Source organism: Acidithiobacillus sp. IBUN Pt1247-S3 (assembly GCF_041146875.1).
GTDB lineage: Bacteria > Pseudomonadota > Gammaproteobacteria > Acidithiobacillales > Acidithiobacillaceae > Igneacidithiobacillus.
The window spans coordinates 65,488-83,402 of sequence record NZ_JBFRXP010000011.1 but is presented as its reverse complement, the minus strand read 5'-3'; the positions used below and the strand labels follow the sequence as shown (position 1 = coordinate 83,402).

The 17,915-nt window shown below is 60.2% G+C and carries 17 protein-coding genes; 2 read left to right on the top strand and 15 right to left on the bottom strand.

The window, feature by feature from the left end; genetic code table 11:
- Position 1: 1 nt before the first annotated feature.
- The 14 genes from AB4090_RS09450 to AB4090_RS09385 all read right to left on the bottom strand — a co-directional run bounded on the left by AB4090_RS09450 (position 2) and on the right by AB4090_RS09385 (position 14,577).
- Entirely contained in the window at positions 2 to 427 is a 426-nt protein-coding gene (locus AB4090_RS09450) for an OsmC family protein (RefSeq protein ID WP_369573619.1), read from the bottom strand.
- Between the two features lie 64 nt (positions 428 to 491).
- Positions 492 to 1,283: an indole-3-glycerol phosphate synthase TrpC gene (trpC, locus tag AB4090_RS09445; protein WP_369573618.1), complete on the bottom strand. Its 792-nt coding sequence runs from the start codon at positions 1,281 to 1,283 to the stop codon at positions 492 to 494.
- A 2-nt stretch (positions 1,284 to 1,285) separates the two neighbouring features.
- Entirely contained in the window at positions 1,286 to 2,305 is a 1,020-nt protein-coding gene (gene trpD / locus AB4090_RS09440; protein ID WP_369573617.1) for an anthranilate phosphoribosyltransferase, read from the bottom strand.
- Complete coding sequence (locus AB4090_RS09435; protein ID WP_369573616.1) at positions 2,305 to 2,874, bottom strand: aminodeoxychorismate/anthranilate synthase component II; 570 nt, start codon at positions 2,872 to 2,874, stop codon at positions 2,305 to 2,307. The genes trpD and AB4090_RS09435 overlap by 1 nt, the downstream gene beginning before the upstream one ends.
- A 3-nt stretch (positions 2,875 to 2,877) precedes the next feature.
- A complete protein-coding gene (gene trpE / locus AB4090_RS09430) occupies positions 2,878 to 4,374 on the bottom strand; it encodes an anthranilate synthase component I (protein ID WP_369573615.1) in 1,497 nt (498 codons plus the stop codon).
- A gap of 115 nt (positions 4,375 to 4,489) precedes the next feature.
- Positions 4,490 to 5,161, bottom strand: a complete 672-nt coding sequence (locus AB4090_RS09425) for a phosphoglycolate phosphatase (RefSeq protein WP_369573614.1) — start codon at positions 5,159 to 5,161, stop codon at positions 4,490 to 4,492.
- An 11-nt stretch (positions 5,162 to 5,172) separates the two neighbouring features.
- On the bottom strand, positions 5,173 to 5,835 hold the full coding sequence (gene rpe, locus AB4090_RS09420; RefSeq protein WP_369573613.1) for a ribulose-phosphate 3-epimerase: 663 nt from the start codon (positions 5,833 to 5,835) through the stop codon (positions 5,173 to 5,175).
- Positions 5,836 to 5,921: 86 nt separating this feature from the next.
- On the bottom strand, positions 5,922 to 6,992 hold the full coding sequence (gene fba / locus AB4090_RS09415; RefSeq protein ID WP_369573612.1) for a class II fructose-bisphosphate aldolase: 1,071 nt from the start codon (positions 6,990 to 6,992) through the stop codon (positions 5,922 to 5,924).
- A gap of 39 nt (positions 6,993 to 7,031) precedes the next feature.
- Positions 7,032 to 8,468, bottom strand: a complete 1,437-nt coding sequence (pyk, locus tag AB4090_RS09410) for a pyruvate kinase (protein WP_369573611.1) — start codon at positions 8,466 to 8,468, stop codon at positions 7,032 to 7,034.
- A gap of 4 nt (positions 8,469 to 8,472) precedes the next feature.
- On the bottom strand, positions 8,473 to 9,669 hold the full coding sequence (locus tag AB4090_RS09405) for a phosphoglycerate kinase (protein WP_369573610.1): 1,197 nt from the start codon (positions 9,667 to 9,669) through the stop codon (positions 8,473 to 8,475).
- A gap of 14 nt (positions 9,670 to 9,683) precedes the next feature.
- The gene (gene gap, locus AB4090_RS09400; protein WP_369573609.1) at positions 9,684 to 10,691 is read right to left on the bottom strand and encodes a type I glyceraldehyde-3-phosphate dehydrogenase; all 1,008 of its coding nucleotides are present in this window, start codon (positions 10,689 to 10,691) and stop codon (positions 9,684 to 9,686) included.
- A 32-nt stretch (positions 10,692 to 10,723) separates the two neighbouring features.
- Positions 10,724 to 12,724 (bottom strand): transketolase, encoded by a 2,001-nt coding sequence (tkt, locus tag AB4090_RS09395; protein ID WP_369573608.1) that lies wholly within the window; start codon positions 12,722 to 12,724, stop codon positions 10,724 to 10,726.
- Between the two features lie 56 nt (positions 12,725 to 12,780).
- The gene (gene glpX, locus AB4090_RS09390; protein ID WP_369573607.1) at positions 12,781 to 13,728 is read right to left on the bottom strand and encodes a class II fructose-bisphosphatase; all 948 of its coding nucleotides are present in this window, start codon (positions 13,726 to 13,728) and stop codon (positions 12,781 to 12,783) included.
- 45 nt (positions 13,729 to 13,773) lie between these two features.
- The gene (locus AB4090_RS09385; RefSeq protein WP_369573606.1) at positions 13,774 to 14,577 is read right to left on the bottom strand and encodes an inositol monophosphatase; all 804 of its coding nucleotides are present in this window, start codon (positions 14,575 to 14,577) and stop codon (positions 13,774 to 13,776) included.
- 95 nt (positions 14,578 to 14,672) lie between these two features.
- Here AB4090_RS09385 and AB4090_RS09380 point away from each other — a divergent pair, with 95 nt between their 5' ends.
- Positions 14,673 to 15,404 carry a 16S rRNA (uracil(1498)-N(3))-methyltransferase gene (locus AB4090_RS09380; RefSeq protein ID WP_369573605.1) on the top strand — a complete coding sequence of 244 codons (732 nt, stop codon included), beginning with the start codon at positions 14,673 to 14,675 and terminating at the stop codon, positions 15,402 to 15,404.
- Positions 15,405 to 15,456: 52 nt separating this feature from the next.
- The gene (ispH, locus tag AB4090_RS09375; RefSeq protein WP_369573604.1) at positions 15,457 to 16,407 is read left to right on the top strand and encodes a 4-hydroxy-3-methylbut-2-enyl diphosphate reductase; all 951 of its coding nucleotides are present in this window, start codon (positions 15,457 to 15,459) and stop codon (positions 16,405 to 16,407) included.
- On the opposite strand, the gene rmuC is transcribed toward ispH, so the two are convergent.
- Complete coding sequence (rmuC, locus tag AB4090_RS09370; RefSeq protein ID WP_369573603.1) at positions 16,355 to 17,902, bottom strand: DNA recombination protein RmuC; 1,548 nt, start codon at positions 17,900 to 17,902, stop codon at positions 16,355 to 16,357. The genes ispH and rmuC overlap by 53 nt on opposite strands.
- Between the last annotated feature and the right edge of the window lie 13 nt (positions 17,903 to 17,915).

Genomic DNA, 17,915 nt, shown 5'->3' with positions numbered 1-17,915 from the left:
TTCAGTCCACCGCCGTAATGGTATAGTCGTGGGTGATTTTTGCGGTCTTGCCGAGCATGATGCTCACTGAGCAATATTTGTCAGCAGAAAGCTGGATGGCGTGGGCTACCCGTCGCGCATCGAGTTCTTTGCCCTCGACAAAAAATTGCAGATGGATTTCGGTAAAGACCTTGGGGTCTTCGCTGGCGCGCTCCGCCTGGATTTCCACGCGGCAAGAGCGGATATCCTGGCGCGACTTCTGCAGAATCATCACCACATCAATACTGGAGCAGCCACCCAGCCCCATCAGGATCATTTCCATGGGCCGCGCGCCCAGGTTGTGACCACCAATGTCGGGGGAGGCATCCATCACCAGTCCATGCCCACTGTCGGCATGGGCGAGAAAGGCCATTCCTCCCGGCCCGGTCCATTCTACCGTCGCTTGCATATTGTTCTCCATCGAATAGCTCAGCGTATCCGATGATTACACTACCGCTGAGAACAAGATGCAATCAATTTGCAAACAGTTCTTGCAGCGCAAGCCCCGGACTCGGCGCGCGCATGAATCCCTCGCCCACCAGAAAGGCATGGATGCCGGCGCTACGCAGGGTTTGCACGTCCTCGGGACGGCGAATACCGCTCTCGCTAATTAGCAAGCGATCCGCGGGGACTTGCGGCAAAAGCTCGATACTGCGCTGAATATTGGTGACAAAGTGGCGTAGATCGCGATTATTGATGCCGATCAGTGACGTGCGCAGACGCAAAGCACGTCCCAACTCTGCGGCATCATGCGACTCGACCAGAACACTCATACCCAGTTCCAGGGCGCAGGCTTCGAGTTCGGCCATCTGCGCATCGGACAATGCCGCAACGATGAGCAGAATCGCATCGGCGCCAATGGCACGGGCCTCCCAAACTTGATAGGGATCGACGACAAAATCCTTGCGCAGCACCGGCAACGGGCAGGCCTCCCGCGCTGCCGTCAGGTAACTGTCGCTGCCCTGAAAAAACACCTCATCGGTAAGCACCGACAGGCAGGTTGCTCCATGCGCTGCATAATCGCGGGCAATCTCTACCGGATTGAAATCTTCGCGGATGACTCCGGCCGAGGGGGAGGCCTTCTTGATTTCGGCAATCACCGCCGCCTTTCCTGCCGCTACCCGCTCGTGCAGGGCCTGGGCAAAATTCCGTGGTGGCGCGACCAGATGTGCCGCCGACTGCAGATCGGAGAGCGGCAAGCGTTTTTGTCGCTGCGCCAGCTCGCGGCGCTTTTCTGCCAGAATTTTTTGCAGAATGTCTTCCATACTCAGACCTCACGCGCGCACTGCAGCAGGTCTTCCCACTTGGCCCAGACCGCGCCGCTGTCCATCACCTCGCGCGCACGCTTGACGCCAGCCGCCAGATCGGAAACCACATCGGCGGCGTAGAGGGCTGCCCCAGCATTGAGGAGAACGATGTCACGACGCGGACCTGCCTGGTTCTGTAGCACACCCAGAAAGGCCGCCGCCGCCTCAGCCACATCGGCAATTTGCAATGCTGCCAGAGGCGCCGCCTGCAGCCCAAAATCCCCAGGCTGCAGACGATAGCGATGCACTTCGCCGTCGCGCAACTCCGCCACTTCTGTAGGACCAGACAGGCTGATTTCATCGAGTCCATCGTGGCCGTGCACCACCAGAACATGGCGCTCGCCAAGCTCGCGTGCCGCTTCGGCAAGGGGTGTGAGCCACGACTCACTATACACTCCAAGAACCTGGTGCGGTGCTCCAGCGGGATTACTCAACGGCCCCATCAGATTGAAAAGCGAGCGAATTCCCAACTCCTTGCGCGGACCTACGGCGTGACGCATAGCACCATGATGGGCAGGGGCAAAGAGAAAGCCAATTCCCACATGATCGATACAGGCAGCCACCTGCTCGGGCCGCAGATCGAGATTCAGGCCTACCGCCTCGAGCACATCGGCACTGCCGCTACGCCCAGACACCGCGCGATTACCATGCTTGGCCACCCGTGCGCCAGCAGCGGCAGCAACCAGGGCCGCTGCGGTAGAAATATTGAACGTGTTGCAGGCATCGCCGCCGGTACCGCAGGTATCGACCAGATGGCTGCCATCGACCTCGACGCGGGTCATGAAGGCGCGCAGGGCGCGGGTGGCACCCACCAGCTCCTCCACTCGCTGCCCCTTCATGCGCAGGCCCATGAGCAGGGCGCCCATCTGCGCCGGGCTCCATTCGCCGCGCATAATAGCGGAGAAGATTGCCTCGCTCTCCCGCGCCGAAAGGTCCTGTCCGGCAACAATCCCTTCCAGGATCTCACGCGTCGCTTTCATCAAGCTTCCCCCACAAGAAAATGATGCAAAATTTCTTTGCCATGGGCACTAAGAATGGATTCGGGATGAAATTGCACCCCTTCCACCGCCAGGCTCCGGTGGCGCAAGCCCATGATTTCGCCTTCCGCCGTCCACGCCGTCACCTCCAGGCAGTCGGGGAGGGTGTCGTGGGCGACGATCAGGGAATGATAGCGCGTTGCCGTAAAGGGGTCGGGCAAGCCAGCGAAAACACCCTGGCCGCGATGATGGATGGGGGAGGTCTTGCCATGCATTACCTGTTGCGCACGCACGACCTCGCCGCCAAAGGCCTGACCAATGGCCTGGTGGCCCAGGCAAACACCCAGGATGGGGATCTTGCCGGCAAACTCACGGATCACGTCGAGGGACACCCCGGCCTCGTTGGGCGTACAGGGCCCCGGCGAGATACAGATATGCTCAGGGCTCAGGGCGCTGATCGCCGCGAGGTCGATAGCGTCATTGCGCTCCACCCGCACCTCAGCACCGAGCTCGCCAAAATACTGCACCAGGTTGTAGGTAAAGCTGTCGTAGTTGTCGATCATCAGCAACATGGCTTATCTCCCCTCAGGGTCGAGGCCATTCTCGGCCATATCGACGGCACGGAACATGGCGCGGCGCTTGTTCAGGGTCTCTTCCCATTCCGCCGCCGGTTGGGAATCGGCAACGATGCCACCACCGGCCTGAATATGTAGCTGTCCGTCCTGCACGACGGCGGTGCGGATGGCAATGCAGGTATCCATGTTGCCATTCCAGCCCCAGTACCCTACCGCCCCGGCATAGACCCCGCGCGCCACCGGCTCTAGCTCCCGAATGATCTCCATGGCGCGAATCTTTGGCGCCCCGGATACCGTCCCTGCCGGAAAGGTAGCGCGCAGGGCATCCATGGCGTCGAGATCGGGGCGCAATCGCCCGGTAACCTGGGAGACGATGTGCATGACGTGAGAATAGCGTTCGATAGCGAAGGAGTCCGTAAGCTGCACACTGCCAATCTCGGCAATTCGTCCCACGTCGTTGCGCGCCAGATCAATGAGCATCAGGTGCTCGGCGCGCTCCTTGGGATCTGCCAGAAGTTCTGCTTCCAGGGCCAGGTCGGCCGCTGCCGTCTTGCCGCGTGGGCGCGTACCGGCAATGGGCCGCACGGTGACTTCGCCCTCTTCCACCCGCACCAGGATCTCGGGGGAGGAACCCACCAACTGGGTGCGATCCAGGTCCATGTAAAAGAGATACGGGGAAGGATTGATACGGCGCAAGGCACGGTAAAGATCCAGCGACGCTGCGGTAAAGGGGATGGACAAGCGCTGCGATGGCACCACCTGCATCACGTCACCCGCGGCAATGTATTCGCGAATCTGTTCCACAGCCACCATATAGCCTTCGCGGCTGAAACTTGCCTGAAAATCGTCTTCGTGGACTTGGCCACGCCGCTCGCCCTTGCTGCCCGGTGGCAGTGGGCCGCGCAAGCGCTCTTCCAGTTCTGCGAGGCGGGTCAGGCCGGCAGCATAGGCGTCCGGGCGTTGCGGATCGACTTGGAGCAGGAGCCGCAGAGTGCCACGCAGGTTGTCGAAAATCAGAATCTCATCGGCTACCAGTAGCTGGATCTCGGGCAAATCCAGCGGGTCGGGCAATGGCTCGATGCGCGCAAGGCGCGGTTCGATATAACGCACAATGTCGTAGCCGAAATAACCGACTAGGCCACCCGTAAAACGATCCGCCAGATCATCCAGCGGCGCGGCGCGGAAGCGTTGGCGAAATTCGCTGACCCAAACCAGCGGATCAGCATGGGCACATTCTTCCTGCAAGACCCCGGCGACAAAGCGCTGGATTTTCTGCCCGCGGATCTCTATGCGCTCACTGGCGGGTAGGCCAATGATGGAATACCGCCCCCACTTCTCGCCGCCTTGTACCGACTCGAAGAGATAGGCATAAGGGCCATCCACAACCTTGAGAAAGGCGGATAGAGGGGTATCGAGATCAGCGGGGATCTCGCGGCTCAGGGGAATACGGTTGTAGCCCTCACGGGCCAGGGACTGGAAACGCTCGGCACTCAGCACGGGTCACCTCGAAAATTGGCAATAACAATCATGGACAGCCTGCAATCAGCAGCTGCGCCATCGCCAAATTTTCCACCCGAAACCTGTCATATCACCCGCATTTCCCTATCAAAATTTACCGCAAAAGCGGTAACAGCTGCGGCAGTGTATCGATAACAACATCGGCTGCCAAGTCTGCGAGGGGCATATCACCACGGTAGCCGTAACTCACGGCCACTACTGGCATCCCGGCCGCCCGCGCTGCCTGGGTGTCGTTGATCGAGTCACCGACAAGCAAGCCCCGTTCCGGCGACAATCCAAAATGTGCCGCGGCGTGCGTTAGCGGCAAGGGATCGGGCTTTTTGCGCGGCAGGCTGTCACCGGAGAGCACCAGATCAAAATAGTTGCAGAGTCCTAGACGTTCCAAGAGCGGCTCGGTAAATTGCCCGGCTTTGTTAGTGATACAGACCAGCTTGCGCCCCTGCGCATGCAATTCCTGTAGGGCCTCTTCCACCCCTGGATAAACAACACTGTGCGCAGTGAGATGTGCCCCATAATAGGCGGAAAACTCCGGCATGGCGGCGTCTACCTCGGCCTCCGTAGGCTCTGCCTCAATGGCCAGGGCGCGGCGCATCAACTCGCGCACGCCATTGCCAATGAAACCACGAATCACGGGCATCGGCGCCGGCGGGCGTCCCAAAGACTGCAGGACATGGTTAGCCGCCCCGGCAAGATCCGGGGCGGTGTCGATGAGGGTGCCGTCGAGATCGATCAGCACCATCTGTGCGGCAAAGCTCTGCGTCGTCATCTGCGCGTAACTCAGCCGGCCAAGGCGGCACGGAAGGCGCCGATGGTCGCCTTGTAATCCGGGGTGTTATAGATGGCACTGCCAGCGACGAAAACATCCGCCCCGGCATCCGCCACCTGGCGCACATTGTTTACCTTCACGCCACCATCCACTTCCAGTTCAATCGCTTTGCCGGTGGCATCGATGCGCTTACGGATTGCCTCGATTTTGCGCAGGCTGTAGTCGATGAAACTCTGACCGCCAAAACCGGGATTGACACTCATCACCAGGACCAGGTCGATGCTTTCAAGAACATAGTCCAGTACCTCCAGGGGGGTCGCCGGGTTCAGCGAAACGCCGGCCTTACAGCCAACGCTGTGGATGAGCTGAATAGTACGATCAAGATGGATGGTACCCTCGGGATGCACGGTAATAATGTCTGCACCGGCCTTGGCAAATTCGGGGATAATACCATCCACTGGCGAGATCATCAGGTGCACGTCCAGGGGCTTCTTGGTGTGCGGCTTGATGGCAGCGGCCACCAGCGGTCCGATGGTGAGGTTGGGGACGAAATGGTTGTCCATCACATCCACATGGATGTAATCGGCACCGGCCTCGTCCACCGCCCGCACTTCCTCGCCCAGGCGGGCAAAGTCGGCGGACAGAATCGAGGGAGAAATCTTGTACTGAGGCATATTACGACTCCTTGCAGACGACTGGAGCGCCCGCAGGCGCCCCAGTACAGCATGCCACCCAGAGGCGGCGGAGGGGGCGAAGAGACTTAGACGCCCTTGACCCGCGGATCGAGATCACCCGCCTTGTAGTGCTTGACCATGGTATCCATCGGGATCACCTTGATCTTGCTGGCCTGACCGGCAGAACCGAAGGCCTCGTAACGTGCCTTGCAGATATCACGCATGGCGTCGAGGGAGGCGGTGAGGAACTTGCGCGGATCGAAGTTCTTCGGGTTCTTGTACAGGCTCTGGCGGACGGCACCCGTCGCCGCAAGACGCAGATCGGTGTCGATGTTTACCTTACGCACGCCATACTTGATGCCTTCCTGGATCTCTTCCACCGGCACGCCATAGGTCTCGCCGATATCGCCACCGAATTCATGGATGATCTTCAGCCAGTCCTGCGGCACCGAGCTGGAGCCGTGCATTACCAGGTGGGTATCCGGGATACGCTCGTGAATTTCCTTGATACGGTCAATACGCAGGATTTTTCCGGTAGGCGGCTGGGTGAATTTGTAAGCGCCGTGGCTGGTACCGATAGCAATGGCCAGGGCATCGAGCTTAGTTGCCTTGACGAACTGGGCGGCCTCCTCAGGGTCGGTGAGAAGCTGGTCGTGGCTTAAACAACCTTCCGCGCCGACGCCATCTTCCTCGCCGGCCATGCCGGTCTCGAGGGAGCCGAGGCAGCCCAGCTCGCCCTCGACGGTCACGCCTACGGCATGCGCCATTTCCACCACCTTGGCAGTGACGGCGACGTTGTAGTCGTAGCTGGCGGGGGTCTTGGCATCCTCCAGCAACGAGCCGTCCATCATGACACTGGTAAAGCCCGAACGGATGGCCTGGATACAAACTGCCGGGCTGGCACCATGGTCCTGATGTAGCACCACCGGAATATCGGGGTATTCTTCCACAGCGGCAAGAATCAGGTGGCGCAGAAAAGGCTCGCCAGCATATTTACGGGCGCCAGCAGAGGCCTGCAGGATGACGGGGGCGTCGGTTGCTGCAGCCGCCTCCATAATCGCGCGCACCTGTTCCAGGTTGTTGACGTTAAAAGCGGGAATGCCATACCCGTGCTCGGCGGCGTGATCGAGCAGTTGCCGCATAGATACCATTGCCATAACGATTACCTCACTTGCAGTAGAAAAAACGGTTACGCTTCAAATCTGGCTGGCCGCACCCACACGTACCAGCTTCAGGGTATTTGTGCCCCCCGGTGCGCCGATCGGCTCACCGATAGTAATCAAGATCAAGTCGCCATCGCGCACTACCCCACGGCGACGCAACTCGTCTTCCGCCGCGCGCATGACCTGCAAGGGGTCATCATGCCGGCTTTGCGGGAAGTTAACCGGATGCACACCACGGTACAAAGTCACCTTGCGGCGCGTGTAGACCTGTGGCGTCAAGGCGTAGATCGGCACGCGCGAGTCCGTGCGTGATAACCACAAAGCCGTAGAGCCGCTTTCGGTAAAGGCGGCGATCGCCGCAATGGGTGCCCGTTGCGTGGCGAGGATCGCGGCGGCCGCAATCGTCTCATCCACGCGCTCCAGCGCGCGATTGAAGAAGGGTTCATCGGCATCGCAGGGCATCTGCCGCTCGACTTCGAGGCAAGTACGCGCCATCGCCGCGACCGCCTCTACAGGATACTGCCCAGAGGCCGTCTCGGCGGAGAGCATAACGGCATCCGTGCCGTCCAGTACCGCATTGGCAACGTCGGACACTTCCGCCCGGGTAGGAATGGGTTGATGGATCATCGACTCCATCATCTGCGTAGCCGTGATGGTGATGCGATTGTAGCGATGCGCCATGGCAATGATACGTTTCTGTACCGGTGGCACCGCCGCATCGCCAATTTCCACACCTAAATCACCACGGGCAACCATGACTGCCTCGGAGGCCTGCAGGATCTCCTCGATAGCATCAATCGCCTCGGCACGCTCGATTTTGGCCACCAAGGCACCATGCCCACCCGCTTCGCGGAAGAGACGGCGCGCTTCGTCCATATCGGCGGCGCTGCGCGGAAAGGAGACGGCGAGATAATCCGCTTCTAACTGCGCTGCGGTGATGATGTCCTGGCGGTCCTTGTCGGTGAGCGCCGGGGCGGTGAGCCCGCCGCCAGCACGGTTGATCCCCTTGTTGTTGGAGAGTTCACCGCCCTGCACCACCCGGGTGTGGATCTCGTTGCCCTGCACTTTGTCTACCCAAAGCACAATCATGCCGTCGTTGAGCAACAGGGTCGCGCCACGCTCGACGTCCTTCACCAACTGCGGGTAGGTTACTCCTACCCGCGTCTGGTCACCCAGATCGCAGTGGATGTCGAGGATAAAGGGGTCACCCTCGCGCAGCTGAATCTTGCCTTCGGCAAACTTGCCAATACGGATCTTCGGCCCTTGTAGATCGGCCAGAATACCGATGGCCCGGCTATGCGCCCGCGCCCGCTCCCGCACCAACTCTGCCGTGCGCAAGTGGCCCTCGGCACTGCCGTGGGAGAAATTGAGGCGCACTACATCTAGCCCCGCCTCGATCAAACGATCGATCACTTCGGCGGAACTACTAGCCGGTCCTAACGTCGCAACGATCTTGGTGCGGCGAATCATGGGTCTACCCCCGGGCACGAGCCTCAAGAATTTCAAAAGCCGGCAGGGTCTTGCCCTCGAGTACCTCGAGGAACGCCCCACCACCAGTCGAGATGTAACCAACACGGTCGGCAATGCCATACTTGGCAATTGCCGCCAAGGTATCCCCACCACCCGCTATGGAGAATCCAGTACTGGCAGCGACCGCTTCTGCCACCGCCTTGGTGCCACTGGCGAAGGCATCAAACTCAAACACCCCTACTGGACCATTCCAGACAATGGTCCCCGCTTTCATGAGCTGTTCGGAAAGCTGGGCCGCCGTCTTTGGGCCAATATCGAGGATTAGGTCGTCGGCGCTGACATCCGCGGCTGCCTTGACCGTAGCCTTGGCATCGGCGGCAAAGCGATCGGCGACTACTACGTCTACAGGGATCGGTACCGCAGCGCCACGCGCCTTCATTTTTTCGATGACCTTTTTGGCTTCCTCTACCAAATCCGCCTCCGCCAGACTCTTGCCAATGGGCAGGCCAGTGGCGAGCATAAAGGTATTGGCAATACCGCCACCAACGATCAGCCCATCGACCTTGTCAGCGAGACTCTGCAGAATGGTGAGCTTGGTCGATACCTTGGAGCCGGCAACGATGGCGACCAAGGGCCGCTTAGGATTGGCCAGCGCACGATTGATGGCGTCGATTTCCGCCGCCAGGAGGGGGCCGGCACAGGCAATGGGCGCATACTTCGCGATTCCGTAGGTACTGGCTTCCGCCCGATGAGCGGTGCCAAAAGCATCATGCACGAAGATGTCGCAGAGCCTGGCATATTTCTGCCCAAGCGCGTCATCGTTCTTCTTTTCGCCTTTGTTCAGACGGCAATTCTCGAGCATCACCACTTCACCGGGATGCAGCTCGAAGCCGCCATCGACCCAGGCCTGCTGCAAGCGCACTGGCTTGCCCAAGAGCTCGGACATACGTTGGGCCACTGGCGCCAGAGAATCTCGCGGATGAAATTCCCCCTCCGTCGGGCGCCCGAGGTGCGAGGTAATCATCACCGCCGCGCCGGCGTCCAGCGCCATCTGCACTGCCGGCACCGAGGCCCGCACGCGAGTATCCTCGGTGATTTCACCGGCGTCATTCAGGGGAACGTTGAGATCAGCACGGATGAAGACGCGCTTGCCCCGCGCCTCCCCGCGCTTGCACACTTCTGCAAAGGTCAGGATCTGCATGCTCGCCTCCCGTCTCAGTTGCTCGCTACGTGGTTGACGAAACGCAGCATGTTGCAGGTATAGCCATACTCGTTGTCATACCAGGACACGACTTTGACGAAGGTGGTGTCGAGTTGGATGCCAGCCTTGGCGTCGAAAATGGACGGCGCCGAGTAGCCGCGAAAGTCTGTCGAGACCACGGCATCTTCGGTGTAGCCGAGCACGCCTTTCAGTGGGCCTTCGCTGGCGGCCTTCATCGCCTTGCAGATATCCTCGTAGCTGGCTTCTTTGTTCAGCTCCGCAGTCAGATCGACTACCGAGACGTCCGAAGTCGGTACGCGGAAGGCCATACCAGTCAGCTTCTTGTTCAGCTCCGGAATGACCCGGCCTACCGCCTTGGCAGCGCCGGTGGAGGAAGGAATGATGTTCTCGAGGATGCCGCGGCCGCCACGCCAATCTTTGTGCGACGGGCCATCCACGGTTTTCTGCGTGGCGGTGGCGGCATGCACGGTGCTCATCAAGCCGCGCTTGATGCCGAAGTTATCGTTCAGCACCTTGGCCACCGGCGCCAGGCAGTTGGTGGTGCAGGAGGCCGCAGAAACGATCTTCTCCCCAGCGTATTTGGCGTGGTTGACGCCATAGACGAACATCGGGGTGTCGTCCTTGGACGGCGCCGATTGCACGACTTTCTTGGCACCGGCATCGATATGTTTCTGGCAAGTCTCCGTGGTCAGGAAAAAACCCGTGGACTCGATGACGATATCCACATCCACATCGCCCCACTTCAGGTCGGAAGGATCCTTCTCCGCCGTCAGGCGGATGGTCTTGCCATTGACCACGAGATTGTTCCCCTCGACCTGCACATCACCGGCAAAACGGCCATGCACGGAGTCGTACTGCAGCATGTACGCCAGGTAGTCGGCGGAAAGGAGGTCATTGATAGCAACCACTTCCAGATGACGGAACTCGGCCTCTTTGGCGATCGCACGGAAGGCCATCCGGCCAATACGTCCAAATCCATTGATACCCACACGAATGCTCATGGCAAACTCCTCAGATTTTTTGAATGAAAGTCTTACAGTGCCTGGTACCGGGCAACCACATTGTCCACGGTAAAGCCGAATTTCTCGAACAGGACCGGGGCCGGGGCCGAGGCGCCGAAGTGGTCAATACCTACCACCGTGCCTTGCAGACCCACATATTTGTACCACAGGCCCGTAGTACCCGCTTCAACTGCCAAGCGCTTGCTCACGGCCGCGGGCAACACGCTCTCGCGGTACGCCGCATCCTGGGCATCAAAGAGCTCCAGACAGGGCATGGAGACCACGCGCACGGCAATGCCTTGCTCGGCCAGTTTGGCCTGCGCTGCGAGGGCCAATTCCACCTCGGAACCACTGGCGAGCAGGATGCCGGCAGGCTTGCCACCCGCGGCATCCTTAAGGACATACCCGCCACGGCGCGCGGCTGCGACACTGGCATCATCATGCCCAAGGGCAGGCAAATTCTGGCGGCTCAGGGCCAGCAGGGAAGGCGTCCGCTCCTGCTTGACAGCAGACTCCCAGGCAATGGCCGTTTCCACCGCATCCGCCGGACGCCAGACGTGGAGGTTGGGAATCAGACGCAGACTGTTGACCTGCTCGATGGGCTGATGGGTGGGGCCGTCTTCACCCAGACCGATGGAGTCGTGGGTCATGACATACACGACGCGCAGGCCCATGAGGGCCGACATGCGAATGGCATTGCGGCTGTAATCGGAGAAGATCAGGAAGGTGCCGCCGAAGGGCAGGAAGCCACCATAGAGGTTGACACCATTCATGATGGCGGACATACCAAATTCGCGCACACCATAGTGGATATAGTTGCCATCGACCTTGTGCTTGCCCAGGTCCACCGCTTCTTTCCAACGGGTGTTGTTGGACGGACTCAGGTCCGCCGAACCGCCGATGAATTCCGGCAGCGCCGCCGCAATCCCTTGAATGGTCTTGCCCGAGGCGACACGGGTAGCGATTTTGGGGGCCTCGCTGCGGAAGTCGGCGATCACCTTGGCAATGGCCGCATCAAAGGCCGGGCTGGTCTTGCCCGCCAGCCGGCGCTCAAACTCTGCTGCCTCCTGGGGGAAGGCCGCCTGGTAGGCCGCGAATTTTTCCTGCCAAGCGGACTCGGCAGCCTTGCCCTTGGCCTTAGCATCCCAGCTCTGGTAGATGTCCTGGGGGACGAAGAAGGACTCTTCGTACTGCCAGCCCAGGTGCTTGCGGGTAGCCGCCACTTCGGCGGCGCCCAGGGCCGAACCGTGAACATCGTGACTGCCCGCCTTATTGGGCGAGCCTTGGCCGATAACGGTCTTGCAGCAGATCAGGGTCGGTTTGGCCGTCTGGCTGCGCGCCTCAATGATGGCCTGCTTCACCGCCGCGGCATCGTGCCCGTCCACCTTGCGCACTACATGCCAGCCGTAGGCCTCGAAACGGGCTGGGGTGTCATCGCCAAACCAGTTATCCACATGCCCGTCAATGGAGATGTCGTTGTCATCGTAGAAGCAGATGAGCTTGTTCAGGCCCCAAACGCCGGCCAGGGAACAAGCCTCATGGGACACGCCTTCCATGAGGCAGCCATCGCCCAAGAAGACATAGGTGTAGTTGTTGACAATCTCGTGCCCGGGACGGTTGAACTGACCTTCCAGCATCCGCTCGGCCAAGGCCATGCCCACGCCATTGGCCAAACCCTGGCCCAGGGGGCCCGTGGTGGTTTCCACGCCGGGGGTATCGCGATATTCAGGGTGTCCCGGAGTCTTGCTATGCCACTGCCGGAAAGATTTGAGATCATCCACGGACACGTCATAGCCCGTCAGGTGCAAGAGCGCGTACTGCAGCATGGAACCATGCCCGTTGGACAGAAGGAAACGGTCACGGCCCGACCAATGGGGGTTGGCCGGGTTGTGGACGAGGAAGTCGTTCCACAGCACTTCAGCGATATCCGCCATGCCCATGGGCATTCCGGGGTGGCCGGAATTGGCTTTTTCAACAGCATCCATACTGAGGACACGGATGGCATTGGCGAGGTCGGTGCGAGTCACAGTCATGCAAAGCTCCTTAAGAGGCGATCCGGCCGAGCCAGTCGCCTGTTCCCAGATGAAAATTAGTCGTCGGCCCGCTGATGGGTGCGCACCCGGCGCAGAATGCCATCGTGGCCAGAAATCACGAGGCTTTCGCTCTCGATGAAGAAATGCGAGCGCGAGACACCGTCGAGGATGTCGCCACTGGTAAGACCAGTAGCGACGAAGAGCACATCATCACTGGCCACCAACTCGTCGCGACCAATCCACTGGCCCACCTTGAGGCCCGCTTCGGCGATAGCCTCTGCCTCGCCCGGCTTCTGCGGCGCCAGAGCGCCAAACATCTCGGCGCCCATGGCACGCGCGGCGCAAGCGGTAATCACGCCCTCGGGAGTGCCACCGATACCCATCATCGCGTCGACCTTGGTGCCCAAAGCGGCCATGATGCCGCCACTAACATCGCCGTCCGTCTGCAGGCGCACCGTGGCACCCGCAGCCTGAATTTCCTTAATCATCGCTTCGTGACGTGGCTTTTTGAGCAAAAAGACACGCAACTCTTTGACATCCTTGCCAAGCGCCTTGGCCAAGGCGTGCAGCTTGTCTTTCATGGGCGCTTCCGGGTCGATCTTGCCGCGCGCCGGCGCCGGCACTACCAGCTTGTCCATATAGAAGGCCGGCCCGGGGCGAAACATGCTGCCCTTGGGGGCGGCGGCGAGAACGCAGATGGAACCAGGCATGCCGCTGGCGAGAAAGTTGGTACCTTCTACGGGATCGACGGCGATGTCGACCTCGGGGCCGCTACCGGAACCGACAGTCTCACCATTGTAGAGCATGGGCGCCTCGTCCTTCTCGCCCTCACCAATCACCACCGTACCGCGCATGGGCACCTGAGCGATCGCTGCGCGCATGGCATCCACCGCCGCCCCGTCACCCAGCTCTTTTTCCCCCCGGCCAATCCAGCCACTGGCAGCGCGCGCTGCGGTTTCGGTGACGGGGAGCAGGCTCAGAGCCAGATTGCGGATGGTGGCCATAGGGGATGTCCTTCAAGTGGCGATAGAAATAGGCCCAAGGATAAATCAAGCTTGGCTTTTTGGGAACTCGACGGCGAGATATTCCCGCCAAGCGATGTGCAATTGCGGGTCCAGGGTGGCCAAAACCGAGGTTTTCTGCAAATCTCGCTGCGGCAGCAGCGCAGCATCCAGGGTGCTCATCTGCCCACCTGCCTCTGTTAGAATCAGGCTTCCCGCGGCGCGATCCCAGAGTTGTTGTGCCCCATGCAGGTAAAAATGGTAACGCCCGGCCGCCAACCAGCTCCACTCCAATACACAACTGCCGAAGTTGCGCTGACTGTGGAAGGGTTGTTGGGTGAGCAGCCGGAGCGCAAGCTCACGCGTCAGGCGCTTGTAGTCCACCACGCCCACCGTCGCGCGCAGGGCAGGCGCCTCCCGGACGTGCAGCGCTTTGCCGTTCAGAAACGCACCAGCTCCGCGCAGAGCGGTGTAGAGGTCTTGGCGCATTGGATCGTAAATCCAGGCCTGCAGCGGTCCTGCCGCATCCATAAGCGCCAGACTGATGCCAAAGACTGGCACACCGGCAGCGAAATTGCTGGTGCCATCCAGAGGGTCCAGACACCAGAGAAGATTGCTCGAATCTAGCACTTGCTGCTGCTCAGCGGCGGACATTTCCTCACCAAGGAGCGGAATATTCGGGTACCGTTGCGCCAACTGGCCCTGCAAAAAGCTTTGACTGTCGAGGTCGGCACTAGTGACGATACTGCCGTCGGGCTTGCGCGCACTGGCTACCCGCTGGTAACCCGGCAAAATGATGCGCTCAGCGCAGGCTCGCAACTGCGCCGCAACCCAGTCCCCATCAATATCCATTCTCTCTTGCATTTTCATCAGCTAAGCATAGAGCAGCGCAAGGCCAAGGTCATCCGGCCTTTGCAGAGGCCGCCGAGATCCCCCAGAATAGCGTCATGCCTCGCATCCACTTGTTTAGCGAAATCACGCCCCAGATGGGTGCGTTTGTGCTCGCCGACGCGGCCAGCCATCACCTCCTGCGCGTGCTGCGGGCGCGCCGCGGGCAGGAGCTTACGCTCTTCACTGGCGACGGCTGGGAATACTCGGCGACGCTCGGCGGAGTGGCAGGAAAAGACGCCGTGCTAGAGGTAAGCGAGGCAATCTTCCGCAGTACGGCTAGCCCCCTTGCGCTGACTCTCGCGCTGCCTGTATTACGCGGGGAGCGCTGGGACTGGTTGTTACAGAAGGCCACGGAACTAGGTGTCGCAAGCATTCAGCCGCTGCACAGCCGCTACTGCCAGGTACCGCTGGCCGAGGCCAAGAGCGAAAAACGGCAAGGACGCTGGCGAGAAATTCTCGTTGCCGCCGCAGAGCAGAGTCAGGCCACCCATCTACCCATCCTGCTGCCAGCGGTGTCACTCTGCGACTATCTGCACCAGGCAAAAGCCCCGCTACGCGTGGCTTTCGATGCCGCAGCGCAACTGGGCATAAGGGATTTACCAACGCCGAGTTCGGCGCAAGCAGAACTCTTGAGCGGTCCCGAGGGCGGCTTGGCGCCCGAGGAACTGGAAGCCGCCGAGAAAGCAGGGTTTCTGCTGCGCCGCTGTGGGCCGCGAATCTTGCGCGCCGAAACCGCACCGATCGCCGCCCTCGCGATTCTGCAGGCACAATGGGGCGATCTCGGTTGACAGAAAGACGCTAGCGCCGGACCATGGGCGAAATCGTTTGGAGCCCAAACCCATGGATATCCTCTTAGCCAATCCGCGCGGCTTTTGTGCCGGCGTCAATCGTGCTATCCAAATTGTCGAACGTGCCCTGGAGCTCTTCGGTGCGCCCATTTATGTGCGGCACGAGGTCGTACACAACCGTCACGTAGTTGACGATTTGCGCAATCGTGGGGCCATTTTCGTGGAAGAGCTCGACGAAATCCCCGATGGTGCAACGGTCATCTTCAGTGCCCACGGCGTTCCTCTGGCGGTGCGCCAACGTGCCGAGGAGCGTGGATTGACGGTCTTCGACGCAACCTGCCCACTGGTTACCAAGGTGCACATGGAGGTCAAGAAATATAGCCGTGAGGGCATGGAGATGGTGCTCATTGGCCATGCTGGCCATCCCGAGGTAGAGGGAACCATGGGGCAGGTCGCGAGCGGCATGATGTATTTGGTCTCGAATGTCGAAGACGTGGCCCGCCTGCAGCCACGCGATCCGGAACGCCTCGCCTATATTACCCAAACCACTCTGAGTATGGACGATACCGCCGAAGTGATAGTGGCTTTGCGCGAACGTTTTCCCGCCATTCAAGGCCCGAAAAAGGACGACATCTGCTATGCCACCCAGAATCGCCAAGATGCGGTGAAAAAGCTCGTACCCGAAGTCGACATCCTGCTGGTAGTGGGGGCACCGAACAGCTCCAACTCCAGCCGTCTTGCCGAACTGGGCCAACGACTCGGTACCGCAACCCATTTGATTGAAGATGCCTCCCAGATGCGCAAAGAATGGTTCAATGGCAATCCCAGTATTGGCATCAGCGCCGGGGCCTCGGCGCCAGAGAGCTTAGTGCAAGAAATCATCGACACACTGGGTTCTTGGGGCGCACAAAAGCCACAGGAGTTACCTGGGGTGGAAGAAAAGGTAATTTTCAGTCTTCCCTTGGCCTTGGCACAGGCGAAACCGGCGGCAGATCGTCCGTAGCGCTGGTCGCTTCCGTCTCGCGCACCTGTAAGTTGCGCACTTGCAACTCTACGGGTTCCAGCGTGGAAATCTCGCGGTCGCCAATTGTCGCGCCGAGTTCGGGAAACTTCCGTGCCGAAACCAAAACCCGCGTTTCCAAAGATGCTGTGGCCTGATTATAGGATTGCACGGCACTTTGCAGTTGTCGCCCGGCCTTGGACCAATGTCCACTCAAAGTGAGCAGGCGATCGTGCAGCTCCCGTCCCAAGGCGCTAACGGCCTGGGCATTGGCGGCTACCGCTTCTTGCCGCCAGCCATAGGCCGCGGCGCGGAGCAGGGCGATCAGCGTCGTCGGAGTCGCCACGATCACCTTTTGTTCCATCCCATATTCAATCAGGCTTGGATCACTTTGCAGCGCAGCGCTGAAAAAATCCTCGCCCGGCAAGAACAGTACGACAAACTCCGGGCTACCCGGCAGTTGCTCCCAATAGGATTTCCTGCCGAGCTGTTGCAAGTGGGTGCGCAACTCTGCCGCATGCTTGAGCAGGTGACGCTGACGCTCGGTGTCATCGCGCGCCTCAACGGCCTGCAGGTAGGCGTTCAGCGGCGCCTTGGCATCGACAATGATCTGTTTGTTGCCAGGCAGGCGCACCAGCAGATCTGGGCGCTGTACCCCATCTTCCGTCTGTATCGATGCCTGTTCGATAAAATCGCAATGGGAGAGCATCCCCGCCATCTCCACCACGCGCTTGAGCTGCATCTCCCCCCAGCGTCCGCGCGCAGCTGGCTGCCGCAGGGCCTTTACCAAGGCAGCCGTTTCTTCATGCAAACGCGGCAGATGGTCCTGCACCAGCCCACGCAACTGCTCGGTGAGGGCACTATAGGCAGAATTACGCACCTGTTCGAGACCGTCCAGGCGTTCATTCATCTTGCCCAAGGATTCGCGGATCGGAGCAACAATCTGACCAAAGTTGTTCTGCCGACCCTCCCAATCCTGCCGTGCCTGCTCCTGGAAGCGGGTGAGATTTTCGTGAGCCAAGCGGAGAAAGTCTTCATTATTGCGTCGCAAGGCATCGCTCGATAAAGCGGCAAAGGTCTGGCGCAAACGTTCTTCCGCCTCGCTGAGCAGACGCTGCTTCTCCTCCGCTTGCCGGCGTTCCTGTAGCAGGCGCTCTTGTAGTTCGGCCAATTGCCCGCTTTGCCTGACACCCTGCTCTTGCAGTCGCCCGTGTTCTCCCTGCAACTGCTGCAGCTGTGCAGCCATCGTTCGCGCAGCCGCCAACTGCACCCGCGCGTCTTGCAGATCTGCTGTCAGCGACTGAAGCTCGGCACGCGCCTGGCACAGCAATTCCTCCGCTTGTAGCCTTGTTTCTTGTTGCTGAGCGAAACTTTGTTCCGCAATAGCAAGGCGGGTTTGCCAGGATTGTCTTTCACCCCGCCACCAAAGCCAAAAAACGAGTGCGCTCAGCAGGACGCCGATGCCCAAGGCAACGGCTATCCAAACTAGGCTAGACACCAGGATCAGACTC

Coding starts and splice junctions, on each gene's coding strand:
- AB4090_RS09450 (WP_369573619.1), bottom strand. CDS start 427: ATGCAAGCGACGGTAGAATGGACCGGGCCGGGAGGAATGGCCTTTCTC.
- trpC (WP_369573618.1), bottom strand. CDS start 1,283: ATGGAAGACATTCTGCAAAAAATTCTGGCAGAAAAGCGCCGCGAGCTG.
- trpD (WP_369573617.1), bottom strand. CDS start 2,305: ATGAAAGCGACGCGTGAGATCCTGGAAGGGATTGTTGCCGGACAGGAC.
- AB4090_RS09435 (WP_369573616.1), bottom strand. CDS start 2,874: ATGTTGCTGATGATCGACAACTACGACAGCTTTACCTACAACCTGGTG.
- AB4090_RS09425 (WP_369573614.1), bottom strand. CDS start 5,161: ATGACGACGCAGAGCTTTGCCGCACAGATGGTGCTGATCGATCTCGAC.
- rpe (WP_369573613.1), bottom strand. CDS start 5,835: ATGCCTCAGTACAAGATTTCTCCCTCGATTCTGTCCGCCGACTTTGCC.
- fba (WP_369573612.1), bottom strand. CDS start 6,992: ATGGCAATGGTATCTATGCGGCAACTGCTCGATCACGCCGCCGAGCAC.
- pyk (WP_369573611.1), bottom strand. CDS start 8,468: ATGATTCGCCGCACCAAGATCGTTGCGACGTTAGGACCGGCTAGTAGT.
- AB4090_RS09405 (WP_369573610.1), bottom strand. CDS start 9,669: ATGCAGATCCTGACCTTTGCAGAAGTGTGCAAGCGCGGGGAGGCGCGG.
- gap (WP_369573609.1), bottom strand. CDS start 10,691: ATGAGCATTCGTGTGGGTATCAATGGATTTGGACGTATTGGCCGGATG.
- tkt (WP_369573608.1), bottom strand. CDS start 12,724: ATGACTGTGACTCGCACCGACCTCGCCAATGCCATCCGTGTCCTCAGT.
- glpX (WP_369573607.1), bottom strand. CDS start 13,728: ATGGCCACCATCCGCAATCTGGCTCTGAGCCTGCTCCCCGTCACCGAA.
- AB4090_RS09385 (WP_369573606.1), bottom strand. CDS start 14,577: ATGGATATTGATGGGGACTGGGTTGCGGCGCAGTTGCGAGCCTGCGCT.
- AB4090_RS09380 (WP_369573605.1), top strand. CDS start 14,673: ATGCCTCGCATCCACTTGTTTAGCGAAATCACGCCCCAGATGGGTGCG.
- ispH (WP_369573604.1), top strand. CDS start 15,457: ATGGATATCCTCTTAGCCAATCCGCGCGGCTTTTGTGCCGGCGTCAAT.